Annotated in this window: 19 protein-coding genes and 1 pseudogene; 5 read left to right on the forward strand and 15 right to left on the reverse strand. The window is 43.0% G+C overall.

The genetic code is table 11. The features are described 5' to 3' along the window. Positions 1-32: 32 nt before the first annotated feature. The 14 genes and pseudogenes from HMPREF2983_RS11280 to HMPREF2983_RS11345 form a co-directional block, all read right to left on the reverse strand. Positions 33-422 (reverse strand): annotated as a pseudogene (locus HMPREF2983_RS11280) (aminotransferase class I/II-fold pyridoxal phosphate-dependent enzyme); the annotation flags it as partial. Positions 423-1299: 877 nt separating this feature from the next. Further along, the gene (locus tag HMPREF2983_RS11285) at positions 1300-2520 is read right to left on the reverse strand and encodes a hypothetical protein (protein WP_070668462.1); all 1221 of its coding nucleotides are present in this window, start codon (positions 2518-2520) and stop codon (positions 1300-1302) included. Positions 2521-2542: 22 nt separating this feature from the next. After that, positions 2543-3130 (reverse strand): UpxY family transcription antiterminator, encoded by a 588-nt coding sequence (locus HMPREF2983_RS11290; RefSeq protein ID WP_070668465.1) that lies wholly within the window; start codon positions 3128-3130, stop codon positions 2543-2545. A gap of 24 nt (positions 3131-3154) precedes the next feature. Next, entirely contained in the window at positions 3155-4741 is a 1587-nt protein-coding gene (locus tag HMPREF2983_RS11295) for a peptide chain release factor 3 (protein ID WP_018919265.1), read from the reverse strand. A gap of 45 nt (positions 4742-4786) precedes the next feature. After that, positions 4787-5659, reverse strand: a complete 873-nt coding sequence (rfbD, locus tag HMPREF2983_RS11300; RefSeq protein ID WP_070668468.1) for a dTDP-4-dehydrorhamnose reductase — start codon at positions 5657-5659, stop codon at positions 4787-4789. Positions 5660-5693: 34 nt separating this feature from the next. After that, on the reverse strand, positions 5694-6245 hold the full coding sequence (locus tag HMPREF2983_RS11305; protein WP_070668470.1) for a DUF4924 family protein: 552 nt from the start codon (positions 6243-6245) through the stop codon (positions 5694-5696). A gap of 33 nt (positions 6246-6278) precedes the next feature. Continuing rightward, complete coding sequence (locus tag HMPREF2983_RS11310) at positions 6279-6971, reverse strand: LysE family translocator (protein WP_004372510.1); 693 nt, start codon at positions 6969-6971, stop codon at positions 6279-6281. 66 nt (positions 6972-7037) lie between these two features. Then, complete coding sequence (locus HMPREF2983_RS11315; protein WP_004376713.1) at positions 7038-8018, reverse strand: ROK family protein; 981 nt, start codon at positions 8016-8018, stop codon at positions 7038-7040. Positions 8019-8118: 100 nt separating this feature from the next. Continuing rightward, positions 8119-9864, reverse strand: coding sequence for a chloride channel protein (locus HMPREF2983_RS11320; protein WP_070668473.1), 1746 nt, complete (start codon positions 9862-9864; stop codon positions 8119-8121). Between the two features lie 56 nt (positions 9865-9920). Then, positions 9921-10490 carry an L-threonylcarbamoyladenylate synthase gene (locus tag HMPREF2983_RS11325; RefSeq protein ID WP_004372507.1) on the reverse strand — a complete coding sequence of 190 codons (570 nt, stop codon included), beginning with the start codon at positions 10488-10490 and terminating at the stop codon, positions 9921-9923. Positions 10491-10554: 64 nt separating this feature from the next. After that, positions 10555-11535, reverse strand: coding sequence for a methionyl-tRNA formyltransferase (fmt, locus tag HMPREF2983_RS11330; RefSeq protein ID WP_070668475.1), 981 nt, complete (start codon positions 11533-11535; stop codon positions 10555-10557). 259 nt (positions 11536-11794) lie between these two features. Beyond that, entirely contained in the window at positions 11795-12226 is a 432-nt protein-coding gene (locus tag HMPREF2983_RS11335) for an Hsp20/alpha crystallin family protein (RefSeq protein WP_025879471.1), read from the reverse strand. 212 nt (positions 12227-12438) lie between these two features. Then, positions 12439-13155 carry a phosphoribosylanthranilate isomerase gene (locus HMPREF2983_RS11340; protein ID WP_070668478.1) on the reverse strand — a complete coding sequence of 239 codons (717 nt, stop codon included), beginning with the start codon at positions 13153-13155 and terminating at the stop codon, positions 12439-12441. Continuing rightward, entirely contained in the window at positions 13152-13970 is an 819-nt protein-coding gene (locus HMPREF2983_RS11345) for an indole-3-glycerol phosphate synthase TrpC (protein WP_070668481.1), read from the reverse strand. The genes HMPREF2983_RS11340 and HMPREF2983_RS11345 overlap by 4 nt, the downstream gene beginning before the upstream one ends. Positions 13971-14840: 870 nt before the next feature. Between HMPREF2983_RS11345 and HMPREF2983_RS14435 the strand changes: the two genes are divergently transcribed. Next, positions 14841-14966, forward strand: coding sequence for a hypothetical protein (locus HMPREF2983_RS14435; protein WP_256374464.1), 126 nt, complete (start codon positions 14841-14843; stop codon positions 14964-14966). A gap of 19 nt (positions 14967-14985) precedes the next feature. Beyond that, complete coding sequence (rpe, locus tag HMPREF2983_RS11350; RefSeq protein ID WP_004372494.1) at positions 14986-15639, forward strand: ribulose-phosphate 3-epimerase; 654 nt, start codon at positions 14986-14988, stop codon at positions 15637-15639. Between the two features lie 59 nt (positions 15640-15698). Here rpe and HMPREF2983_RS11355 read toward each other — a convergent pair whose 3' ends face one another. Continuing rightward, the gene (locus HMPREF2983_RS11355) at positions 15699-16295 is read right to left on the reverse strand and encodes a sigma-70 family RNA polymerase sigma factor (protein WP_070668483.1); all 597 of its coding nucleotides are present in this window, start codon (positions 16293-16295) and stop codon (positions 15699-15701) included. Between the two features lie 705 nt (positions 16296-17000). Here HMPREF2983_RS11355 and HMPREF2983_RS11360 point away from each other — a divergent pair. The 3 genes from HMPREF2983_RS11360 to HMPREF2983_RS11370 all read left to right on the forward strand — a co-directional run bounded on the left by HMPREF2983_RS11360 (position 17001) and on the right by HMPREF2983_RS11370 (position 23714). Further along, positions 17001-20231 (forward strand): SusC/RagA family TonB-linked outer membrane protein, encoded by a 3231-nt coding sequence (locus HMPREF2983_RS11360; RefSeq protein ID WP_070668486.1) that lies wholly within the window; start codon positions 17001-17003, stop codon positions 20229-20231. 10 nt (positions 20232-20241) lie between these two features. Continuing rightward, positions 20242-22077, forward strand: a complete 1836-nt coding sequence (locus HMPREF2983_RS11365) for a RagB/SusD family nutrient uptake outer membrane protein (RefSeq protein ID WP_070668488.1) — start codon at positions 20242-20244, stop codon at positions 22075-22077. A gap of 86 nt (positions 22078-22163) precedes the next feature. Beyond that, positions 22164-23714, forward strand: a complete 1551-nt coding sequence (locus tag HMPREF2983_RS11370) for a DUF4957 domain-containing protein (RefSeq protein WP_070668491.1) — start codon at positions 22164-22166, stop codon at positions 23712-23714. Positions 23715-23967: the final 253 nt, after the last annotated feature.

Genomic DNA, 23967 nt, shown 5'->3' on the forward strand with positions numbered 1-23967 from the left:
GTTTAATTTATAATAGTGTTGCGGAATTAAGGGTCTTTAATGGCCTCTTCAAGAAGTTCAGGAGACATGTTCCAAGTATCGCTTTCAGAATCCACAAACACCGGTTTAGCCCCTAAATATGTAATGGGATGCGAGGAAGCACAGAATGTAAACGTCTGCACAATGATCTCATCCCCTGCCTTTACACCGCAGGCTATCAATGCCAAATGCACAGCTGCCGTGCCGGATGAAAGCGCCACAATGCGCTTCTGCTGCCCCATAAAACTCTCTAAATCTTTCTCAAAACCATTTACGTTTGGACCAAGTGGTACTACCCAATTGGTGTCGAAAGCTTCCTGAATGAACTTCATTTCTTGACCACTCATATGAGCCAAACATAAAAAAATGCGTTTTTGTGTCATATATTTAACAATGTTTATCATCAAAAAAGAAACTACACACCATATCTTCTCCCATCAGAAATCCTGCAATTCTATTTTTATCTTATCCTCTTCTGCCAAGCCATGACAATACAACCTGTCAGCAATTGCCACCTATGTGTGTGTTTGAGGGGAAATATTCCCCCTTTACTGCATCGCCATAATACATTACTCTCCTTATCATGCACGAGTTTACAAAGTTAAGTTTTTTTAATGTAAAAGACAAATTTACGCATAAGTTTCTGATATATAGAGTCTGTTTTTGTCATAATTATAAAGGAATCTCCCCTACAAAGAACAGAAAAGCTTCTATGAAAGATAAATAGAACGTGCTTTATTGTACGCTTGTAAGCAAAACAAAACCGCCGGAAACGACCCTCATTTTGTAAACATTATCACCCTGTTTTTAACTTTTCTACACATCGACAAATAGAAAAAAGAAAAGCAAAAAATGAACATAATATCGCAATCTCAAACTGCCTGACTTGAAACTCCATGCACAATGTACTGCAATTTGACTCAAACCACACTGCTTTTTGAGTCAAATCACACGCTAATCTGATGCAAATCGCAGTGTCATTTGATGCAGATTGCAATGTTTTTCAACGTAATTTCACCTCACATTTCGGCCTAAGTTCAGCAATCATCTGATTACCAAAGTATTACAACACCAAGAAAAACAGCACGTATTTGGAACGAAGGCGACTTCCATTTCAAATACGCGAGTTATGAGAAAGCAATTGTAAATATCCTTGAAATACATTAACACATTATCCGCTTACGAGGATAACACAAATTACGACAGTCCTTATCAGATAGCATTTCTGCGTCAGAGAGTTTCGTTTTCCAATCATCAAGAGATGCGAAAAGGCGCAGTCTACTACCTCACTGCGACTTTCTTTCCTCCTCTTATATAGATACCTTTCGGCAGCTTCTTTAGAAAAGAACCCACATAACGCCCCTCCAAAGTGTAAATACGCTCTGTTCTTTGGCCCGAAAGAGATACGGAAGGCAAGCTCAAAGGAATGTTGCTCAAACGCAAAGCACCGGCCTTGAGAGGTGCTTTGCAAGAAAGATACCACCTGAAAGCATCCAATCTTATCTTCTCTTTGCCTTTCGGCTGAAAGAGTTTCTTGTCACCAAAGAGATAATCTCCTTTGAAAAAAGATCTTTTATCAGAATGATATACCCCATGAAAAGTTACTCCGGACACCGTACGCTCTAAAGAAACATCTTTCTTAAAATAAATCTTGCAGAGTCCAAAATCATGGATATCATCTTCAACATCATCTAATTTACCACAAAGAAGATAGGGTGTATGGGCTTTAAGCGAAGCTTCAACCTTGGTAAAATGGAGCTTTCCATCAGCGAATTCCGAAGGAATGTAGGCTACAGCACCCTGCCCAAACACCTTTTTATAATCGGGCACATCGAATGGAAGCATCAATGTGTTGAAGCAATCCGACTTAAAATGGCGTTTCAAACGCACATAGGCTGTTGCATCAATGCAATACAACTGAAGCGTATCAGACAATAATAATCGGCTGTTCTCTATGTGGTAAAATTCTACCCGAGCATATTTGGCTGCATTTTTATCTAAAACATAATGCATGTTTTTCCTGTCATAACCCAATACTTTCCCTCCAATGGAGACATTCAAGACACCATTCTCTTTTGCAAAAGTCACACGATTACCCTTATTGATAAGGTAATTGGCTTTCAAAAGCTGAGGAAAATCCGAATCATAACAAAGAAAGCGATGAGATTCATCGGCATGTTCTGCCGTGAGATTTCTTATACACCATTCGCCCTCTTGTTTCTCGAAACGCAACAGATCACAATAAGGTAAGACCTCACGAAACGAAGCATGCCCCTGATTTTTTCCTTCTAAGAAAGAGGAATAAAAGAAAAATGCACCCATTCGTTGATAATGAGAGCCATAGAACTGATGCCCCACACGCCCTGCCATGACATATAATCCGCCATCGACAAGTTCACTTTCATCGGTCAGTAATGTCCCTATAGGCTCTGAAGAAACTTGCCCCCAAGAGTAAAATGGGAAGAAGAACATCAAAAGAAATAATAAAAGATTGTGTTTCATGTTATGGTATTTTAGACAAAAACTAAAGGCCTTCGCAACACCAACGCGTCACTTTAATCATAATGGCCATGCCCGGCACCTCCTTCAACAGATAGTATTTCTTATTAGAACGTACCAATCGCCCGGTAAGTCCTTTCAACGGCCCATGCTTCACGAGTACCTTGTCGCCTTTTTTCAAATGGGCCTGTTCCTCACTGAGATACTTTCGCATCGTGAGTTCAGGATTACACATGGCCCGAAACTCAAACATCTGTACGGCAGGAATCTCATAATAGCTTTTGTTTTCACGGCTCTTTGTGACCACACTCATCTTGAATGTCGATGCCAAGACATATTTGCGGATTTCCTGTTCGTCCCTATCTTTCTTCAGAAAGATAAGATTACGCACGACAGGACGCAACACCCGCTTGACCTTATGGTTCTCATCTTCGATATCAACATACTCTTCAGGGATGAAAGTTTCAAGTCCTTTTTCATTGAAATAAGCCGCTACCGCTTTCTGCCGAACAGTGAAAAGCTTGATTGCATACCATGGAGTATGATCGCTCATAGTCGTTTCGGGCTTCATTTCTTTATTGGAAAGTTCTGTCGTTGTCACTTTTTCGTCCATCGTATGCAATCAGATTTAAGAGGATTAGAATTCACTTGTGAAGTGGAAACGAATGTTCTTGAAGTCTTGCTGGGCCATAGAAAGTACATAACCACTGTCAGCAAGGAACACATCGCGCCCCTCTGTATCCTTGGCCATGTACTGATATTTACGCTTCTTGAAGTTGTCTAATTCGGTTTCATCATCGGCTTCCACCCAACAGGCCTTATGCAAATGCACAGGTTCCCAGCGACATTTGGCATTATATTCATGCTCCAAACGATACTGGATGACTTCAAACTGCAACTGACCGACAGTGCCTACAATCTTACGACCATTGAACTGATTGACAAACAACTGGGCTACGCCCTCATCCATCAACTGTTCAAGCCCCTTCTGGAACTGCTTGCTCTTCATCGGATCATCATTTTCAATATATTTGAACAATAACGGAGAGAAGCTTGGAAGACCGCGGAAATGCAACTGTTCACCTTCAGTCAACGTGTCACCTATCTTGAAGATTCCATTATCCGGAAGTCCGACAATATCGCCAGGATAGGCTTCATCAACCGTACTCTTACGTTGAGCCATGAACTGAGTGGGCGAAGAGAAACGGACTATCTTGCCCTGACGCACATGCAGATAGGGCTGGTTGCGGACAAACTTGCCCGAGCAGACCTTGCAGAATGCAATACAACTGCGGTGATTGGGGTCGATATTGGCAGTAATCTTGAAAATAAAACCAGTGAATTTCGGTTCTGTAGGCTCAACCATTCGCTCTTCGGCCTTAGTTGGTTTAGGGCTTGGAGCAATATCAACGAAACAATTCAATAGTTCCTGTACACCGAAATTATTGAGTGCCGAACCAAAAAACACGGGAGCAACCTCAGCACTACGATAGGTTTCCTTATCGAATTCAGGATATACACCGTCTACCAATTCAAGGTCATCACGCAGCTGTTGTGCCTCACGTTCACCCACTTTTTCATCCAACTCGGCAGAAGCTATGTCTACAGCTGCCTTTTCTGTCACACGCTGTTTATTCGGTGTGAAGAGATTAAGCTGCTGTTCATAGATGTTATATACACCTTTGAAACGCTGCCCTTGACCTATTGGCCAGGATAACGGACGCACTTTTATCTGTAATTCTTCTTCAAGTTCATCAAGCAAATCAAACGGATCACGCCCTTCACGATCCATTTTATTGATGAAAATAATAACAGGTGTATTGCGCATGCGACACACTTCCATCAATTTTCTGGTTTGCGCCTCTACACCTTTTGCACCATCCACGACAATGATTGCAGAGTCTACAGCTGTCAATGTGCGGTAAGTATCCTCGGCAAAATCCTGGTGTCCTGGAGTATCGAGAATGTTCACTTTGTAAGGTTCGCCTGTTTCTCCATCAGGAAGATAATCAAATTCCATGACAGAAGTAGACACAGAGATACCGCGTTGCTTCTCAATATCCATCCAATCTGACGTAGCAGTCTTTCGGATTTTATTGTTCTTAACAGCCCCCGCCACCTGTATCTGCCCACCGAAGAGCAGGAATTTTTCTGTCAACGTAGTCTTACCGGCGTCCGGATGAGAGATAATGGCGAAGGTTCGCCTTCTTTGTATTTCGTTCATATCAATTATTCTGAATTGTAGAGCAGCAGCCAGAACAGGCTATAATCAATGCAATGCTGCCATGCACTTTTTCAAACTGTCGGTCCAATATGGTATTTTGATACCAAAGGTCTCCTTAATTTTCGTCTTGTCAAGTACCGAATAAGCAGGACGTATGACTGGGCTGGGAAATTCATCACTATGACATGGCAGAATATCACAATTTGTATGACCCGCCAAACGAGCTATTTCTTTCGTAAAATCAAACCAAGAACAAACCCCTTCGTTGCTGAAATGATAGATACCCTCATTGCCATCGAACTTACGGTTTTCTATGATATCTAAAATAACATCAGCCAAGTCGCCGGCATAAGTAGGAGTTCCACACTGGTCGAAAACCACTTTTAATTGAGGTTTTACAGCTGTCAAACTTAACATGGTCTTGACAAAATTCTTTCCAAACTCAGAGTAAAGCCAAGCTGTTCTGATGATGATATGCTTCACACCTGTAGCTTGTATCTTCTGCTCACCATGCAATTTGGTCAGTCCATAGACACCTGTCGGAGTGCCTTTCTGGTCTTCCTTGCACGGCGTATTATAGGGGTCGCCTCCAAAAACATAATCTGTACTGATATGAACTAACAAGCCGTCTACTTCTTTCATAGCCTTGGCAAGGTTCTCTGGAGCTGTTGCATTCAGTGTCTCAACAATCTCACCGGCGGTCTCTGCAGCATCTACGTTAGACCAAGCAGCACAGTTGATGATACACTTCACATCAAACTGCTTGACCATCTCTTGAATAGCATTGAGGTTTGTAATGTCTAACTTTTGATAACCTTCACAGACATCGGTGAAGATATAATGGTCATGACTTGCTTTTGCAACCAATTGTATCTCGTTTCCTAACTGTCCGTTTGCACCCGTTACTAAAATATTCATACGCTTGACAATCTATATCATAAATTCGCAAGGCCTATTCCTCGCCGAAATCCAAGCCCTCGGTTTCGTCCTTTATATAATAATCACTCAAAAGACCGATAAAAGTTGTAATCTCCTTAATGGCATGTTCTGTGTCAGGAGAAATTTCCTTTTGCTGCATTCTCAACATCATAATGCCATAAAGTGCATCAAGACAGGTCTCTATCTCACTTATATTCTTGTCTCCCTTGTTGCGCAATTCAACGACGAAAGGCAACACCTTATAATATTCAGCATTATAAACAGGAAACTTATTGCTTTGTAAAAGGCGATTATGAAGGTTGACCATATCGCGGACAACAATAGCATTGATATTCAAATGCCCCACTTCGCGTTTACCTTCTTCATTCATCATACGAATTAAGTTGCCAAACCAATCGGCCTCTTCCTCCTTTTGTTCATCGGTATAATCCGTAAACCTACTGATATAAGCCTTTCGGATTAATGGAAGAGAACATCCCATCGCACGAATGACATCCTCCATCTGCCACATATAAAGCAGATATTCTGCAATAGATTTCTTTCTTAATTCTTTCGCTATGAACATATTGAAAAAATGCTATTTGTTGTTTTAAGAAGCCTACTTCAACGAAGCAAGTTCCGGGAGATGATACAAATTAAAGATCGTTCCGATAAGAGCTATCAATGAGAAAATAATGACTATACTTCCTATTACCTTGTTAATAATGACTATTCCATTGTCATCAAACTTGGTTCGAATCTTGTCTACCAACCATGTCAGCCCATACCACCAGAGCAATGCACCAAACAAAACACTTACATAACCTATGCACATTTCTACCTTATGGTCGGGAATTACGAAAGCAAACAGGGCAAAAAGCATCATGAAATAAGGCACTATCAGCAGATTACTGAATGTCACGGCAAAAGCAGTCAATGCATTATGCCATAAAGAACCACGGCCATTTCCGCTACTCTTGTGTGCATTCTGCATGGGATTACTCCGATAACTGTAAATTCCAAACAGCAATATAAGCACACCACCGAATATCTGAAGATAGAACTTTGTATTGGGATTTTTGACAAAATCAATAACAAAACTCATTCCTACGCCTGTTAATACAGCATATATCAAATCGCTAAATGCCGCACCAACTCCAGTAACAAAGCCAAACCAACGACCTTTCTTAAGAGTACGGTTAATGCAAAGAATACCTACAGGCCCCATTGGAGCAGACGCAAGTACTCCTATCAAGATACCCTTGAATATGAGTTCCAGGATGTTTATCTGAAAAGGAAGTGCCACATTCATAACAAGGTACAAAGTTAAATAAAAAAAAGCAGATTGCAAAAGGCAATCTGCTTAAATATTAAAAAATTACAATTCCCAACCAACAGCACTGGCACCAAGCACTGCCGCACTCGATCCTTCAAGACCGCTGATGAGGAATTTCGCCTTATTCTTGAACACTGCCAAAACATGCTTATTATAGCTTTCAAGCAATGGTTTCATCAATAAATTACCGGCTTTTGTCAGTCCTCCAAAGAAAATGAAAGCTTCAGGACTTGAGAAAGCGGCAAAGTTTGCACAAGCTTCTCCAAGCATTTCGCCAGTAAACTCATACACTCGATTGGCTAAAGCATCACCTTTTTCAGCAGCGATACTGACATCCAAGGAAGTAATATCATCGGCATTCATATCACGAAGCAATGAAGGCTCATCGCTTTTCGACAGGAATTCACGTGCCGTACGAGCTACACCTGTTGCTGAACAATAGGCTTCCAAGCAACCATTACGGCCACATCCGCAAGAACGTCCATCTGTTGGACGCATGATTACATGCCCTAATTCACCGGCAAAACCATCACAACCGTAGACCATCTGACCATTGATAACAATTCCAGAGCCTACACCTGTACCCAAAGTGATAACGATAAAGTTCTTCATGCCACGTGCTACACCGTAAGTCATCTCACCAATTGCTGCTGCATTCGCATCATTAGTCAGCCCAACAGGAATTCCACCAAGGCGCTTACTGAACATATCTGCCAAAGGGACAATACCATTGCGTCCCCAAGAAAGATTTGGAGCAAATTCTATTGTGCCCGTATAATAATTGCCATTAGGGGCACCAATCCCCATCGCTTTAATGGTATCAATACCGCCAACCTGATCAATAATGATTTTCAATGCCTCAACCGAAGCATCAACATAATCCTCGACATTATCATAACCTTGCGTTTTGATAGCAGTTGTAGCTTTAATTTCACCGCGTGAGTCAACAATTCCGAACACAGAATTGGTACCTCCCAGGTCAAGACCTATTACATACGGTTTGATTGTTTCGTTTGCGTTCATGTTCTTCTTATTATATTGTTTATTATCTATTGTTAGCAGGTAAACTCTAAGCAAAGATATTATATTTCTTCGATTATTGCAAATTTTTCGATAAAAAACATTATTCAGAACTGAAGTCTGCCACAAGATGACGATACATGCTATACATACGAGTGCGCGACACATAGCCTTTCAAATGGCCATTCACATCTACTACCGGCAGATAATTACAATTAGCTTTCTCAAATTTATGCATCACATCAATCATCTTATCTTCCTTAACAAGAGTCGCAGGAACCGGAGTCATGATATCTTTCACCGTAAAGCGATTATACAATTCAGACCTGAACATGATGTGACGAATCTTGGTTATATCAATTTCTCCAAGTAAAATTCCGGCATTATCAAGCACAGGAAGGAAACTCGTATGACTCTTGCTAATGGCATTTATCAACTTTCCAAGTGGCATATCCGGGGCTACAGAAGTAAACTGACGGTCGATAATACTATCTAAACTCATCAATGTGAGGATAGCTTGATCGGTATGATGCGTCAGCAACTTTCCCTCACGAGCCAATCGCATGCCATAAATACTATGCTGTTCGAAGATGTTAATGGTCAGATAAGCACTGATGCAAACTATCATCAGTGGGATAAACAGCTGATAACCTGCAGTAAGTTCCGCTATCAGGAATATCCCCGTAAGGGGTGCTTGCATCACTCCTGCCATCACTCCTGCCATACCCATGAGTGCAAAATTCTTTTCGGGAGCATACACTCCAATCTGATAGATGTTCCATACACGGGCAAAGAAGAAACCTGCAAAACCTCCGATAAAAAGTGAAGGGGCAAAAGTTCCACCACAACCACCAGCCCCATTGGTTGCCGAAGTCGCGAAAACCTTTGTCAAGACCACTAATCCCACATACACAACCAGCAGATTACTGTGCCCATAGAACATTGAACCATTCATCACCTGCTCCCAATCGGCGATAGTTCTTCCGTTTAGAAAGACATTGACCATGCTATATCCCTCACCATAAAGCGAAGGAAAAAAGAATATCAACACACTAAGCATCAAGCCACCCACTATAAGTTTCAAATAAGGATGACGCTTCATGCCTGCAAACATATTTTCACACGCTGTCATTGTACGCATGAAATAAAGGCCGACAAACCCGCAGAAAATCCCTAATACAATATAGGGTGGAACACGCTGAATATCCCAAGCGCTATCCATATGATAGGTAAAGAGAGCTTCACTGCCTACAAAGATATAACTAAAGCATGTTGCCGTGACACTGGCAATCAATATTGGAAGCAATGATGCCATAGTCAAATCGAGCATCAATACTTCAAGTGTGAACACCAAACCCGCTATCGGAGCCTTGAAAATACCCGCAATGGCAGCAGAAGCACCACAACCAACCAACAGCATTGCAGTACGGGCATCCATTTTGAAAAGCTTAGCAAGGTTGCTTCCTATGGCAGAACCCGTGAGCACAATAGGTGCTTCAGCTCCCACCGAGCCACCAAAACCAATGGTAATGCTGGATGCAATGACCGACGACCAACAGTTATGCACTTTCAAGCGCGACCGCTTTGTGGCAATAGCATAAAGCACTCGTGTGATACCATGCGAGATATTGTCCTTGACAACATACTTTACAAACAGGGAGGTAAGATAGATACCCACTATAGGGAAAAGCAAGTAAAGCCAGTTAAAGGTCGTAGTATCGAAACCAGCTGTAAGCAGTTGCTGTATTTCTTTGATAATACTATGCAGCACAAAGCCCGCCACCGAAGCGAAGAAACCTATGACAAATGCAAGAATGAGCGTCATCTGTCGGTCTGACAGATGCTCCATTCTCCATTTTCTTAATTCTGAAATCTTCAAATCTACTGTATCTTTGGGGTGGAAAACTACTTCCTAATCACTGTCACCTCACCATTACGCCCCAGCTTGATGATAGAACTCGGCGTATGAGGTTTATGTTCCTGTCGGCGACTCCAACATACATAATCAACAGCATTCAATATTTCTTCACTGATATCCTCATAGTTCGCAGCCGCCGGCTCACCACTAACGTTGGCACTTGTACTGACAACCGGCTTCTGAAAACGATAGCAAAGCTCCTTGCTGAAAGGTTCCGACGTGATGCGCATTGCCAAACTTCCGTCTTCAGCCACTAAGTTTTCAGCCACATTCACGGCATCATCAAGAATCACAGTCGTAGGCTTTATAGCAGCGTCCAACAATTCCCAAGCCACATTGGGCACATTCCTGAAACAGCGTTGCAGGCGCGCATCCGAGTCAACAAGACAGATCAAAGCTTTCGAATCATCGCGTTTCTTAATGGCGTAAACTTTGGCCACAGCCTCCTTATTGGTAGCATCACAACCAATTCCCCACACAGTATCCGTCGGATAAAGTATCACGCCACCTTTCCGCATACATTCAACTGCATTCCTGATATCTTCTTCTCTTGTCATATCCCAAGTGATTTTCTATCTGCAAAAATAATATTTCTTTTTCTCTTCTCCTTAAAACAGCGACCTACTTTGTCAGCATTCGAAAGCTTTTACCACGCATACCATTCAAGAAATCGCGTGCATTCATGCGCTTCTTTCCTGCCATCTGCAACTCCAACACCTCCAACCAAGCGTCGCCACACATCACATAAAGATGCCCTTTTTCAATCTTTATGCTCCCCGTATCCCCGCTTCCTGTGGCTGAAGTCTTTGCAGTCTTGAAGATTTTAAGCACACTTTGCCGACCATTCTCTTCTAAATGCGTCCAAGTTCCTGGGTAAGGACTCAGTCCCCGCACGAAATCATAGACACGTTTTGCAGGCAATGTCCAATCAATCTGACAAGTTTCCTTGAAGATTTTCGGAGCAGTTTTCAGTTCTTCCTCACTGAATCGTGAGAAATCTCCCTGCGAAATACTGTCGATATTCCCATTGTTCTCAAGCATCTTGTCGATAGTTTCAATAGCAATCTCAGCTCCTAAGTGCATCAACCCGTCATAGACATATTCCACATCTGCCTCATCGGGAATGGCAAAATGCTTCTGCATGATAATCTTTCCTGTATCGATATCCCTGTCAAGAAAGAAAGTTGTAACGCCCGTCTCGGTCTCTCCATTGATAATCGCCCAGTTAATCGGTGCTGCACCACGGTATTGTGGCAACAGCGCGGCATGCACATTGAAAGTTCCAAAGCGTGGCATTGCCCACACAATCTCGGGTAAAATGCGGAAAGCCACCACCACCTGCAGGTCTGCTTCATAGCTGCGCAGCTCCTCAACAAATGCAGGATCTTTCATCTTTACAGGCTGCAACACGGGTATTCCATGTGCCACAGCATACTGCTTCACCTGCGAAGGCTGCAATTGTTCCTGGTGTCTGCCAACCGGTTTGTCGGGTTGTGTAACCACAGCCACAACATTATATCCACCTTCTACAAGTCGCCGAAGAGATGCCACGGCAAACTCGGGGGTACCCATAAAGACTATTCTGAGCTCTTCCTTTTTCATTTCAAAAGATGTTTATACCGCAAAAGTAATAAATTTCTTCTGATTAACCATCTATTGGACGTTGATTTTTGGAGTTCAGGAATAAGCTTTTCAAGATATCCAAATGCAAAACTTCAACTGTAAAGACAGAAAAAGACCTTTGAACTTTATGACTATCAACCCTTTTCAAACGGGTTATATCATAAAACTCAAAGGTCTCAATCTATTCAGCTCATGAAGCGCAAACCGCTAAGTCCAAGCTTCCATGAAGTATATAAGCTTAACCAATCTCAATCTTGCGCTGCACTTTCTGCTCGTTCTTTACGACTTTCGGCAACTCTATTTCAAGCACACCATTCAACACCTTGGCACTGATCTTCTCGCGATCTACATCTTCCGGCAGAATATAACTTTGCTGATAGTTGGAATAAGAGAACTCTCTACGAAGATAATGCTCCTTCTTATTCTCTTCCTTATGCTCCAACTTGTTCTCTATGGCAATCTCAAGATTACCGTCATCATCAATGTTCACGCGGCAGAACTCTTTCTTTATTCCCGGCACTGCAACTTCCATCACATAGGCATTCTCGGTGTCTTTGACGTTAACTGCAGGCGCAGTAGAATTCATTCTTGACAAAGCAGAATCGCTAAACAAATCATTAAATGCATTGTCCAACCAATTGTTACTTGTACGCATTACTGGAAACAACATATTAAATACCTCCTATTATATTTTAATTCTACATTTTTATCTTTGACCTCTCAGCCTTTCAGCTTTGAAATCCACGGTCTGAAATGCAACTAACATGCCACTGCACAAATCGTGACAGAATGGCTTAATTGTGAATTTATTTAATCGTTTTGCTGACAACATGCGCAAGATTGGCAGAATATATTAATATTTTTAAGGATTCCACTGTGTTGTCATCGCCTCACTTCGGCTATAAACCGTTTGAGAAGGTTGACGTCTTTCATGCCCGGCGCTGTTTCAAACCGACTGTTTACCTCTATGCCAATGCACATCGGATGCTGAAACTTGCGCACCCACTCTGTATCTTCCAACCCTATATCCCCACTCAACAAAAACGGCAGTTTGCCCGCATAGGCGTTGAGCAACGGCCAATCAAACTTATTCTCTTCGCAGTCATTGTCCTCGCATTTGGCTGTAAAACGCAGCAAATCAGCATGCCCTTCGTAAGCCTTGCACTGCTCCAAATCAGTTGCAGAAGCCACACTTATCGTCTTGATAATCTTTATACCCGCCCTGATATCAGGGTCGACACTCCGCCGAAGATTATCAATCATCACCGGACTTTCCGCTCCATCCAACTGCACATCGTCGAGATTATAGTTATAAATGCGTGTGATGATATTCTGTGGCATGTCATCCGAGAAGACACCTACACGCTTTATACGGTTCATATCATCTGTTTCCGTGAGCGTTCCGCATTGTTTCTGATAGCGGTCTCTGCTGTAATCAGGAATAATTCCGGCCATACTCGAAATCATCTGCACATAGCGTGGCGAGTCGGTACAGAACACAAAGCCTATCATATCAATGTCTAAAGCCAGCAACTGCCTGATGTTTTCTTCATCACGCACCCCACAAACTTTTATCAGAAATCGTTTTTTATCACTCATATCGCATGAAGTTTGAGTTCATGAACAAATGCTTTCAAAGCCAATCCAGGGTCGTTCTGCCTCATCAGGCATTCACCTATCAGCACGCCTTGATAGCCGACAGCATGCAACCTATTCGCAGTTTCGGCATCACAAATACCACCTCCACTCACCTTGCAAGCCTCACGTGGCAGCTTTTCGGCTAATCTGAAACTGGTTTCGACATCAGTAACCCATGTAGAAAGGTCGCGGTTATTGACACCCAAAACGTCTGGTTCAAGCGCTGCATAGTCTAAACTGCGCTCATTGTGCACCGTCAACATCACTTCCAATCCCAACTGATGAGCCAATGCCAACAGACGTCTGCACTCGTCTTTCGACAGACACTCCGCTATCAGAAGCACCGCAGAAGCTCCGCAAAAGCGTGCTTGAAGGAGCTGATAATCATCAACAATGAAGTTACTATATAATATAGGTAGACTCACCCCGACAGCCCTTGCCTCCTGCACAAACTCATCGTAGCCTGCGAAATAGTCGATATCGGTCAATATGCTCAAGGCCGTAGCCCCATTCTTTTCATAATCCAACGGCACCGTTGAGGCCTTGGCATGCTCATTAATCCAACCTTTACCGGGCGACTTGCGCTTGAACTCTGCAACAACACCTATCTTGGAAGCTTGCAAAGCAGCCCGAAAACTATTGGGGAGCAAGCCATTCTTTTCCTCTTCATCTATCTTCTGGGCCACCAAAGTATAAAGCTGACGCGGCGAAACAAACTGCTTGCGCTGGTCAGTCTCCATATGCTTGTGGGCGATAATTTCCTCTAATATATTCATTTCTCAATTTGTTTTATCTGAATTTCCTTGCAAAAGACACCACCTCCTGACAGCAGAAACATCTTACAGACTGTGGCATCGTGAAAACCCGGCTTTCTTTTTATCATGCCAGAGACGGCATATCACGGGGTAAACAGCGTCTATCAAATACGTTCACAAATATACATTGTTTTTTCATATCTGCCGACAAATTCAAGAAGAAAATAGGCATAAAATCAAAACCCAGCAAATTTCAACCGACTTTTTCCGTCATTATAAAGCAAGATAAGTATGGATATGCCGACCATTTAAGATCTCCTTACAACGTATCAAAAAAGGAAAAACAAGGCATACATGAAGCTTTTACCACCCCATTGATGTCAATATATTTCATGTAAGATTTGGAATCGCCTTCAAAAAACATTATCTTTGTGTCGGGGAGAGCTGCAAACAGTTCTCCCCTTTTCTGTATCTGATCCCTTCATCTCTTGGAAAAGGCAGATAAACTCATATCAAATCACCTTGCAAAACCTATCAAATCACGACCTAATCTGCGTCAGAACACCACGTAACTCGATAGAGAACACCCAATCATTTGATGCAGACAAGAAGCTGAAAGAACTGACATTGGCTTACAATCAAAATCATATTGTAAACTTATCTGAGTTTTTCCTTAAATAAACTTAATGGATTTCCTCATGTAAGAACTGCTCCTTTCATCCTCCGCTAAAGCCCTTTCTTGTAACAATCAGCACTGTCAACCGATCATGGAAGACTCCACACGGCTGCAATTCTGCAAGACAAAACAATTCAATCTATTTTTTCAATCTCTGCACAATATAACCACATGTAAAACGTTTTTAGAGTAAAAGAACCATAATTAGAATGCCTATGAAGTATTTTACCCAAAAAGAAGCCTTGCCATCTGAAAAGACCTTGCAGATTATCCGACAGATAGCCTACACCTATCGGGTGATTAAAGTGAACGGAAAAAACGAGGTATTCTGTCTGAACTAAGCTCTAAAAACACTCACAGATGAAAACATTAGTATCGCCATCACTGTTGGCAGCCGACTTTCTTAACCTGAAAGACGAAATCGAAATGATTAACAACAGCCAGGCAGATTGGCTGCATATGGACATCATGGATGGCGTGTTCGTGCCCAATATCTCTTTCGGTTTTCCTGTTCTCGAGGCTGTAAGCAAGGTGTGTAAAAAGCCTTTGGATGTGCATTTCATGATTGTGCATCCCGAACAATACATTGAACAGACTGCCAAACTCGGTGCCATGATGATGAATGTGCACTACGAAACCTGTACGCATCTGCACCGAACCATACAGCAAATCCATGCTGCCGGCATGAAAGCAGGTGTCACCCTGAACCCTTCAACGCCTGTAAGCATGCTCGAAGATATTATCTATGATGTCGACATGGTATTGCTGATGAGTGTCAATCCGGGCTTTGGCGGACAGAAATTCATTGAGAACACCATTCGCAAAGTGAAGCGTCTGCGCAAGATGATTGACGATGCAGGAACGCATACGCTTATCGAAATTGACGGTGGAGTGCAAGGCGAAACAGCGCCACGATTGGTGAAAGCCGGCGCAGATGTACTTGTCAGTGGAAGCTATGTGTTCAAAAGTGCTGACCCTCATGCGACCATTGAGGCCTTGAAAAAATTGGAATAAGCTTCTATAAGCATCTGTTTCAACAAACAAGAACCCTCATACAGGCCTGCCACCAACAGCTAAACCATCTGCAAAGTGATTTGGTTGTCTCTCACCATCCTGCGGAGATTGAGGATAGCATAGCGCATGCGACCGAGACTTGTGTTGATACTTACATTGGTCATTTCAGCGATTTCCTTGAATGAAAGCTGCTGATAGAACCGCATATATACGACTTCACGCTGTGTTGCCGGCAGGAAATTCATCAGTTTTCTGACATCTTCCAGCACCTGTGTGTTGACATATTCACTTTCTATGTCAAGCGAAACGAAGTCTTTGGAACCGATGTTCGAAAGGTCGTTATCAGAGGATATATCAACAATCTTCTGCACTTTCATCCCCCGATAATGGTCCATGATGACGTTATGAGCAATGCGCATGACCCAAGCTCCAAACTTTCCACTCGGTGAATACTTACCTTGTTGCAGCTTGGTAATGACTTTTACGAACGTCTCTTGAAAGAGGTCATCAGCGATTTCGCGGTTATGAACGACAAATAGGATATAGGAAAACAACTTGGACTGATGGCGTAATAACAGTTCATCAAACGCCCGATTGTCGCCATTGACATAGTCTACGGCCAACTTCTCATCAGTCATTACATTCAGATTCTTCATTCCTTAAAACTTTAATTCTGAGTAAAATTGTTCCTATAGGCGTCGTGTTTATAATGTTTCAAAGTTATTTTATCCTCATGTAGACCACGTAAATACAAACTGAAAAAAGTCTACTTTTCTCATCGTTCAATGTGGCTTACACGCTGCAAAGATAGATGAAATTTCATTTACTGCCAAATATTTCGAACAAAAAAAGAGGTTGGAGCAGGAAGCTTCCAACCTCGAGGGCGATTTAGAAAAGTTCTAAATCATCAAAAAATATGTGACAAATATAACCCTTATGAATGAGAAAAGCAAATTTTTCATAAGGAAAAATCATTTTTTTAACATCTTAAGTGCATCCCAAAAGACAGAACATCTATCACACAATGAGTTTATACCCAACACATCAAGCCATAAAACACGTATTAACCAGCTTATAATCAACATATTATCTCCATAATAAACCTTTCTGTCTCTCACTTTCCCAAACGATAGAAAAATACATTTCAGCCCATGACTCCTTTCAACTGATAATGCCAGACAATGCCCTTCAAAAGAGAGAAAAAAACATAATAAAACATTAAAACAAAGCCATAAAGGAACAAAATGTTTATTCCGACAAAACAAAATGCAATATTTTTTTAGGTATATTATTGCAATCTATAAAATTATTTATTAATTTTGTCAGTGCAAATTATACTAATCTAATAAAACAAAAAAAGTATGCTTATCCAATTGAAACCAATTCGCATTGCGTTTATTGGAGTCCTATTGCTATTTGTAGGAAATCTATCTGCGCAGACAATCAAGGGAAACGTGAGCGACAAGTCCGGCGAACCTGTTATCGGAGCGACGGTGATGGAGACTGGAAGTCAGGGAAATGGCGTTATCACTGACCTTGATGGAAACTTTGTTCTCAATATGAAAGGGAACATGAAGAAGATTACCGTGTCTTATGTGGGCATGAAAACTCAGACACTTGGTGTTGCAGGAAAGACCACTGTCAACGTCGTTCTCGAAGACGAAGCAACAAGTTTGAACGATGTTGTCGTTATCGGCTATGGCTCAGTAAAGCGCAAAGACATCACCGGTTCGGTGTCGACAGTCAGTAATGAGGCCCTTGCAGCCGTACCGGTTGCCTCTGCTTCCGAGGCTTTGACCGGCAAGTTAGCCGGTGTTCAGGTAACAACATCAGAGGGATCTCCTGATGCAACGGTGAAAATTCGCGTGCGTGGAGGTGGCTCTATCACGCAAAGTAATGACCCACTGTTTATTGTTGACGGCTTCCCTGTTGATGACATCAGCAACATTCCGGCTACGGATATCGAAGATATTACCGTGCTGAAAGATGCTTCTTCAACTGCAATTTATGGTAGCCGAGGTGCAAATGGTGTTATTCTTGTCACGACCAAAAACGGTAAATCAGGTAAAGTCAACGTGAGTTATAACACGTATTACAGTTGGAAGAAACTTGCCAAGAAGATGAATGTGCTCTCTCCTGCTGACTATGCAAAGTGGCAATATGAGCTTGCCTTGCTCAAGAATGACAACAATCCAAGCAAGATCAACTCCTATACAGACTATTTTGGCAACTACAGGGATATTGACCTATATAATAATGTGAAAGGAAATGACTGGCAAGACATGACCTATGGTCGCATCGGTCATACCTATAACCACAATCTCAGCGTTACAGGTGGCAATGAAAACATTAAGTATTCATTCAGTTATGCACACATTAACGACAAGGCAATCATGGTAGGTTCGAGCTTTAAGCGCGATAACTTCAGTCTGAAACTTAACACAAAACCTTCTAAAACAACGACTTTTGACCTGCAAGCCCGCTTTAGTGACACTGATATCCGTGGTGGCGGTGCAAACGATTCACAGGGAAAATTCGATACAGACAAGCGCTTGAAAGATGCCGTTATCTATCCTGTTATCCCATTGCGAGGCCTTGATGAGGCCAACACTTCATTCGATGACAGCGATATGAACATCTATGACCCGCTCACTTCTGCAGCTGATAACGATAGGAAAAAACAGAATAAGAACCTGAATATGGCTGGTTCTTTCGGTTGGGAGATTATCAAGCATCTCACATTAAAGACCGAATTCGGCTATGATTATTATACATTGTACGACAAACGCTTCTTTGGTTTGACCTCTTATCAGGCTCGCAACTATGCTGATCAGGCTTTTGCCAATCATCCATTAATCAGTCTTGACAATGATGTTCGCGAAAGGTTCCGCAACACCAACACGATTAACTATGACTTCAAAAGCCTTTTCAAAACGAAAGACCACAGTCTTAACATGTTGCTTGGACATGAATATATCATCACAAAAGAACATGAAAATATCAATCAGGTTGTAGGATTTCCGAAGACTTATGACGCTGCTACAGCATGGCGTTTGTCTTCACAAGGAACAGCATCTGCAACAAGTGACTTCTATTATCCTGACGACAAGCTGCTCTCTTTCTTTACCCGTGCCAACTATAGCTATAAAGATAAGTATCTGGCCAGTGCCACATTCCGCGCTGACGCCTCCTCAAAGTTCTCGAAAGGAAACCGTTGGGGCTACTTCCCTTCAGCTGCTTTAGCATGGCGAATCACAAGTGAGAAGTTCATGAACGGTACGAGAAAGTGGCTCGATGACCTTAAATTGCGTTTCAGTTTGGGTACAGCGGGCAACAATAACATCGCTTCTGGACAGCTCATTCAGGAATATATGCCCTATGAAGCTACCGCTCCACAACGTACTTGGGTGAATGGTTTCACCAACCCATTGAGACCATCCAACTACATGGCTAACCCTGATTTGAAATGGGAGACCACAATCACTCGCAACATCGGATTGGACTGGACACTGTTCAATGGCAAGCTGAATGGAAGCTTTGAATTCTATAAAAACACCACAAAAGACTTGCTTATAGCTTTCCCTGTGTCAGGAACCGGCTACGAATATCAGTATAGAAACCTTGGAAAGACTCAGAATGTAGGCTTTGAAACAACGTTCACCTGGCACGTTATCAATAAGAAGAACTGGGGTATTGACTTAAGTGGAAACATCAATTTCAACAAGAATAAGATTAAACAACTCGGCATTAACGACTTCTATCAAGAGACACGTTGGGCGTCAAGTGAAATTGATCCCGAGTACATTGTAGCCGTTGGAGGTCATGTCGGAGAGATTATTGGCTATCAGAATGCAGGTAGATATGAGGTTTCCGACTTCAAAGGATATGATGCTTCGACTGAAAAATGGATATTGAAAGACGGTGTTGACGATGCAAGTGCTATCGTTGGCAAACTTCGTCCGGGTTCTTTGAAGCTGAAAGACTTAGACGGTGACCATAAAATTACCCCTAATGACAAGACCAAGATCGGTGATGTGACTCCAACTTGCTTTGGCGGTTTCAACATCAATGTACGCGCCTACAACTTCGATTTGGGCGCACAGTTCAACTATTCTATCGGCAATCAAGAATACAATGCCAACAAGATTGAATACACAACGACTGGAAAATACATCTACCGCAACATGATTGACGTCATGGCTGAGGGCAAACGCTGGACCAATCTCGACCCAGAGACAGGTTTGTTGTGCAATGATCCCGTGCGTTTGGCAAAGCTCAATGAGAACACAACCATGTGGTCTCCCTACATGAGTAAGATGGTGTTGACCGACTGGGCCATTGAAGATGCATCGTTCCTACGCCTCAACACGCTCACCTTGGGTTACACCTTGCCAAACCACTTGACTCGCCGTGTCGGTATAAACAGCCTCCGTCTATATTGCACAGGCTACAATCTGTTCACGATTACAGGCTATTCCGGCTTCGATCCAGAGTCTGATACGGTCAAGAAGAACGCCCTCACGCCTAATGTTGACTATTCAGCATACCCCAAGAGTCGTTCATTTGTCATCGGTATGAATCTTAATTTCTAAACGAATTCTTATGAAAAAATATATCAACTATACATTATTGTCGGCCTTCATTGCTGGCATGACACTGACTTCTTGTGATATAGATGCGCCCACGCAATCGTCACTTGACGAGTCAACTACCTTTTCAACATACTCTCTGGCAGAGGCCGAAATCATGTCGGTAAACGTTTCTTTCGGTGAAACCAATTCCTATCGTGGTCGCTTTCTGCCCTATTATGGTTTGAACAGTGATGTGGAAGTAGGCAGTGGAACCTATCCTTCTAAGACCAATGCCACCAACGAGAAGCAGGCTCTATGGAACTATGACACGCCTGCAAACAACCCACAAATGAATACCGACAATAACGCTTATGCCAAGTTCTACGAAGGAATTGAGCGTGCAAACCTTGCTATCGTCGGCATCAGAAAATATGGAAACATAGAGAAAAACCCTGATATGGCGCAACTCTTAGGCGAAGCTTTGACCCTAAGAGCAGTTATCTATACAGACTTAACGAAGGCTTGGGGCGATGTTCCGGCACGCTTTACGCCCAACAACAACGATAACATCTACCTGCCACGCACCAACCGTGACTCTATCTACAAGGTTCTTTTAAATGATTTGAAAGAGGCCGAAAGCTATTGCTACTGGCCAAATCAAAGTTCAATTACCAAGACAACAGAGCGCGTCAGCAAGAGTTTTGTAAAGGCTTTGCGTGCCCGTATAGCGCTTTATGCAGGTGGCTATGGGCTGCGTGGTGACGGTTTCAGACTTTCGAAAGACCCGGAACTTGCTCCTGAAAAGATGTATGAAATTGCACGACAGGAATGTGAAGACATCATCAATGCCAAGAAAAACGAACTTGGTTCATTCAAAGAGAACTTCACAAAACTCTGTCAAGACAACGTAACAGCAGGCGGAGAGAGTCTTTGGGAGATACCTTTCTCCTCGGGACGAGGCCGTGTTCTCTACACTTTGGGCGTCAAACACAATACCAAAGACCAATATACAGGCCAGGCACAAGGTGGCGTAAACGGGCCTACCCCTACCCTTTACTACGACTATGACACTGAAGACGTGCGCCGAGACATCACTTGCGTACCCTACGAATGGAGCAAAGAGCTTGACAGTAAGGGGAACGCAGCCGTGCAGTTGAGGGCTATCAACAAATGGTGTTTCGGCAAGTTGCGCTATGAATGGATGAGCCGTATTGTCACATCTACCAATGACGATGGCGTCAACTGGCAATACATGCGCCTTGCCGACGTCTATCTGATGGCAGCAGAAGCCGAGAACGCACTTGGCAATACTGCGAAGGCATGGACCTATATGGAGCCAATCCTGACGCGTGCTTTGCCTGCTGCCAAGGTTGCTGCCCTCAAAACAAAGTACACCGCAAGTAAAGAAGCCTTCTTTGAAGGCATCGTAGAGCAGCGTGCTTTGGAGTTTGCGGGAGAGTCATTGCGCAAGGCTGACCTCATCAGATGGGGTATCATCGACAGCAAGATGGCTGAAGAAGTAGGAAAACTCAATGCCCTTGCCAACCGCACCGGACGTTATGCAGGCCTGCCCGACAAGGTATATATCAATGCCACTACCGATGCCAAGAACATCAAAATCTATGGACTCAACAAGGGAGAAGACGACAACACCAAGATACAGGAACTGAAAAATGCCGGTTGGACATCGAAGAACTGGTTCACAGACAACAAGACCGGGCTCAACATCCTTACTGAAGACTACATTCAGGGCCTTTATGTTGTCAAGCCAAGCACCCACTGTCTGTGGCCTATCTGGGAGACATTCATCAATAAGAGCAATGGAGTGCTCAACAATAATGGTATCTACGGACAATTGTCTGACTAATAAAACGCAATAAAATGAAAACAAATCATATTATCACCACATGTTTGTTGGGCCTTTCCTTAGGCCTGACATCCTGTGACAGTCCTATGGAGGAAATCAAGGATATCATTTTCGACAGAGTTTTCTCTCCTATCGGACTCGAAGCAAAAAACATCGGAGAAAGTAATGCAACGCTGAATTGGACAGCCTCATCAGGCGTGAAAAGCTATCAGGTTGAAGTCTATGCTGACGACAGTCTCACATTTACAGGCAGCCCCATACTCACGATAAAAGTAAACAATCCGACGCTTGAACTGAAGAACCTTGTGTATGATACGAAATATTCTGCACGCGTAATGGCGCTCGACACCGCTGATGTTTCGCGCAATTCCAAATGGAGCGAGGTTTATTTCCGCACCAATGCGCAGCAGCTTCTCACAGCCTTTTCGCTCGAAGACATTGGCGACAAGGACATCGTTGCACATTGGCCTGCAGGCGAAGATGCTGACAATATCATCGTCTTCAAAAAGACTACGGGAGAGAAAGTCACAGCATACGCGCTGACAGGAAACGATAAAACCAACGGCCGTGCACATGTCACAGGACTGCAACCTGAAACAGAATACACGCTCAAACTGTATCGCAACGGCAAGGAACGCGGTTCAAAGAGCTTTAAAACTATCGTTGATCTCTCGGGCGCAACTATCGTTCGCTCTTCTGACAACTTCAGTGAGATGCTGGAAAATGCCACAGCCCATCAGATTTTTGCACTCTACAACGGCACCTACAAGATTAGTGCAGGAGCAGGAGAAGACGGTGCCGGCGCTGCGGTTATCAACAAAGACATCACTATCAAGGGCATCTATCCAACCTCAAAGCCCAAAATACAGGGGCGTTTCCAAATGGAAGACGGTGCCGGACTGACGCTGACTAACGTGATTGTTGACGGAACAAAGAATGCCACCAACGATCAATTCTTCAACTATAAGACAGCAACAACCTACAAAGCACTCGACATTAACAACTGCGAATTCTATGGCGCTGTGAGCGGAGGAACGGTCATGAAGGGTTTCTATTATGTCAACGTAGCTGCTACTATCGAGGCTGTCAACATTCGAAATTCATATATTCACGACATCACCTGCGATGGAGGAGATATGTTCGACTGTCGAAAAGGCTACATCAAGACCTTGAATATCAACAACAACATCATCTACAACTGTGCCAAGGAGCGCGACTTCGTGCGCTATGATGATGCTGCAAAGAGTTTCAACAATCCCGTTCCAGAGATTAATATCACCAATAACACGATTGATAACTGCATGAATGGCGTGAACGGCAAACGCATTCTCTACGTGAGATTTAACGGTAAGAAAGCAGGCCAGCGCATCAAAATGGCCAACAACCTCATCACGAACACGCAGGCTGTGTACACCAATCAGGCCACGACTTCCACACCCGAGTATAGCAACAACTACTATTTCAACTGCACGAATGCCAATATCTTTGCGCCAAGCGACAGTGGAAACAGTCTCTACTGGAATGGAGATACGAGTGGCAGGAACGGCAGTGACCCGAAGTATAAAGCCCCTTCAAAAGGCGATTTCACTATCGGCAACGAGGAAGTAAGTAAGCTGAAAGTAGGTGCTACACGCTGATTTATTTCATAACGACATACATGTCAATCCGAAAAGGTGGCTCATAGAAGAGTCACCTTTTTTCATATCAACAAACCAAAGATTGCAAAGCAGATTTCAACACACGGCAAACAAGCTTCTAACTTGCGTCAGATGAGCGCATGATTTGACGCAGATTACAGTGTATTTTGACGCAAAACACACGCTCATCTGACGCAAATCAGAAAGCAACTCTTATCCGATTGATTTCCAACTTCTTACAGCGTAGAATTTC

This window comes from Prevotella sp. HMSC077E09 (assembly GCF_001814685.1).
Lineage (GTDB): Bacteria > Bacteroidota > Bacteroidia > Bacteroidales > Bacteroidaceae > Prevotella > Prevotella oris.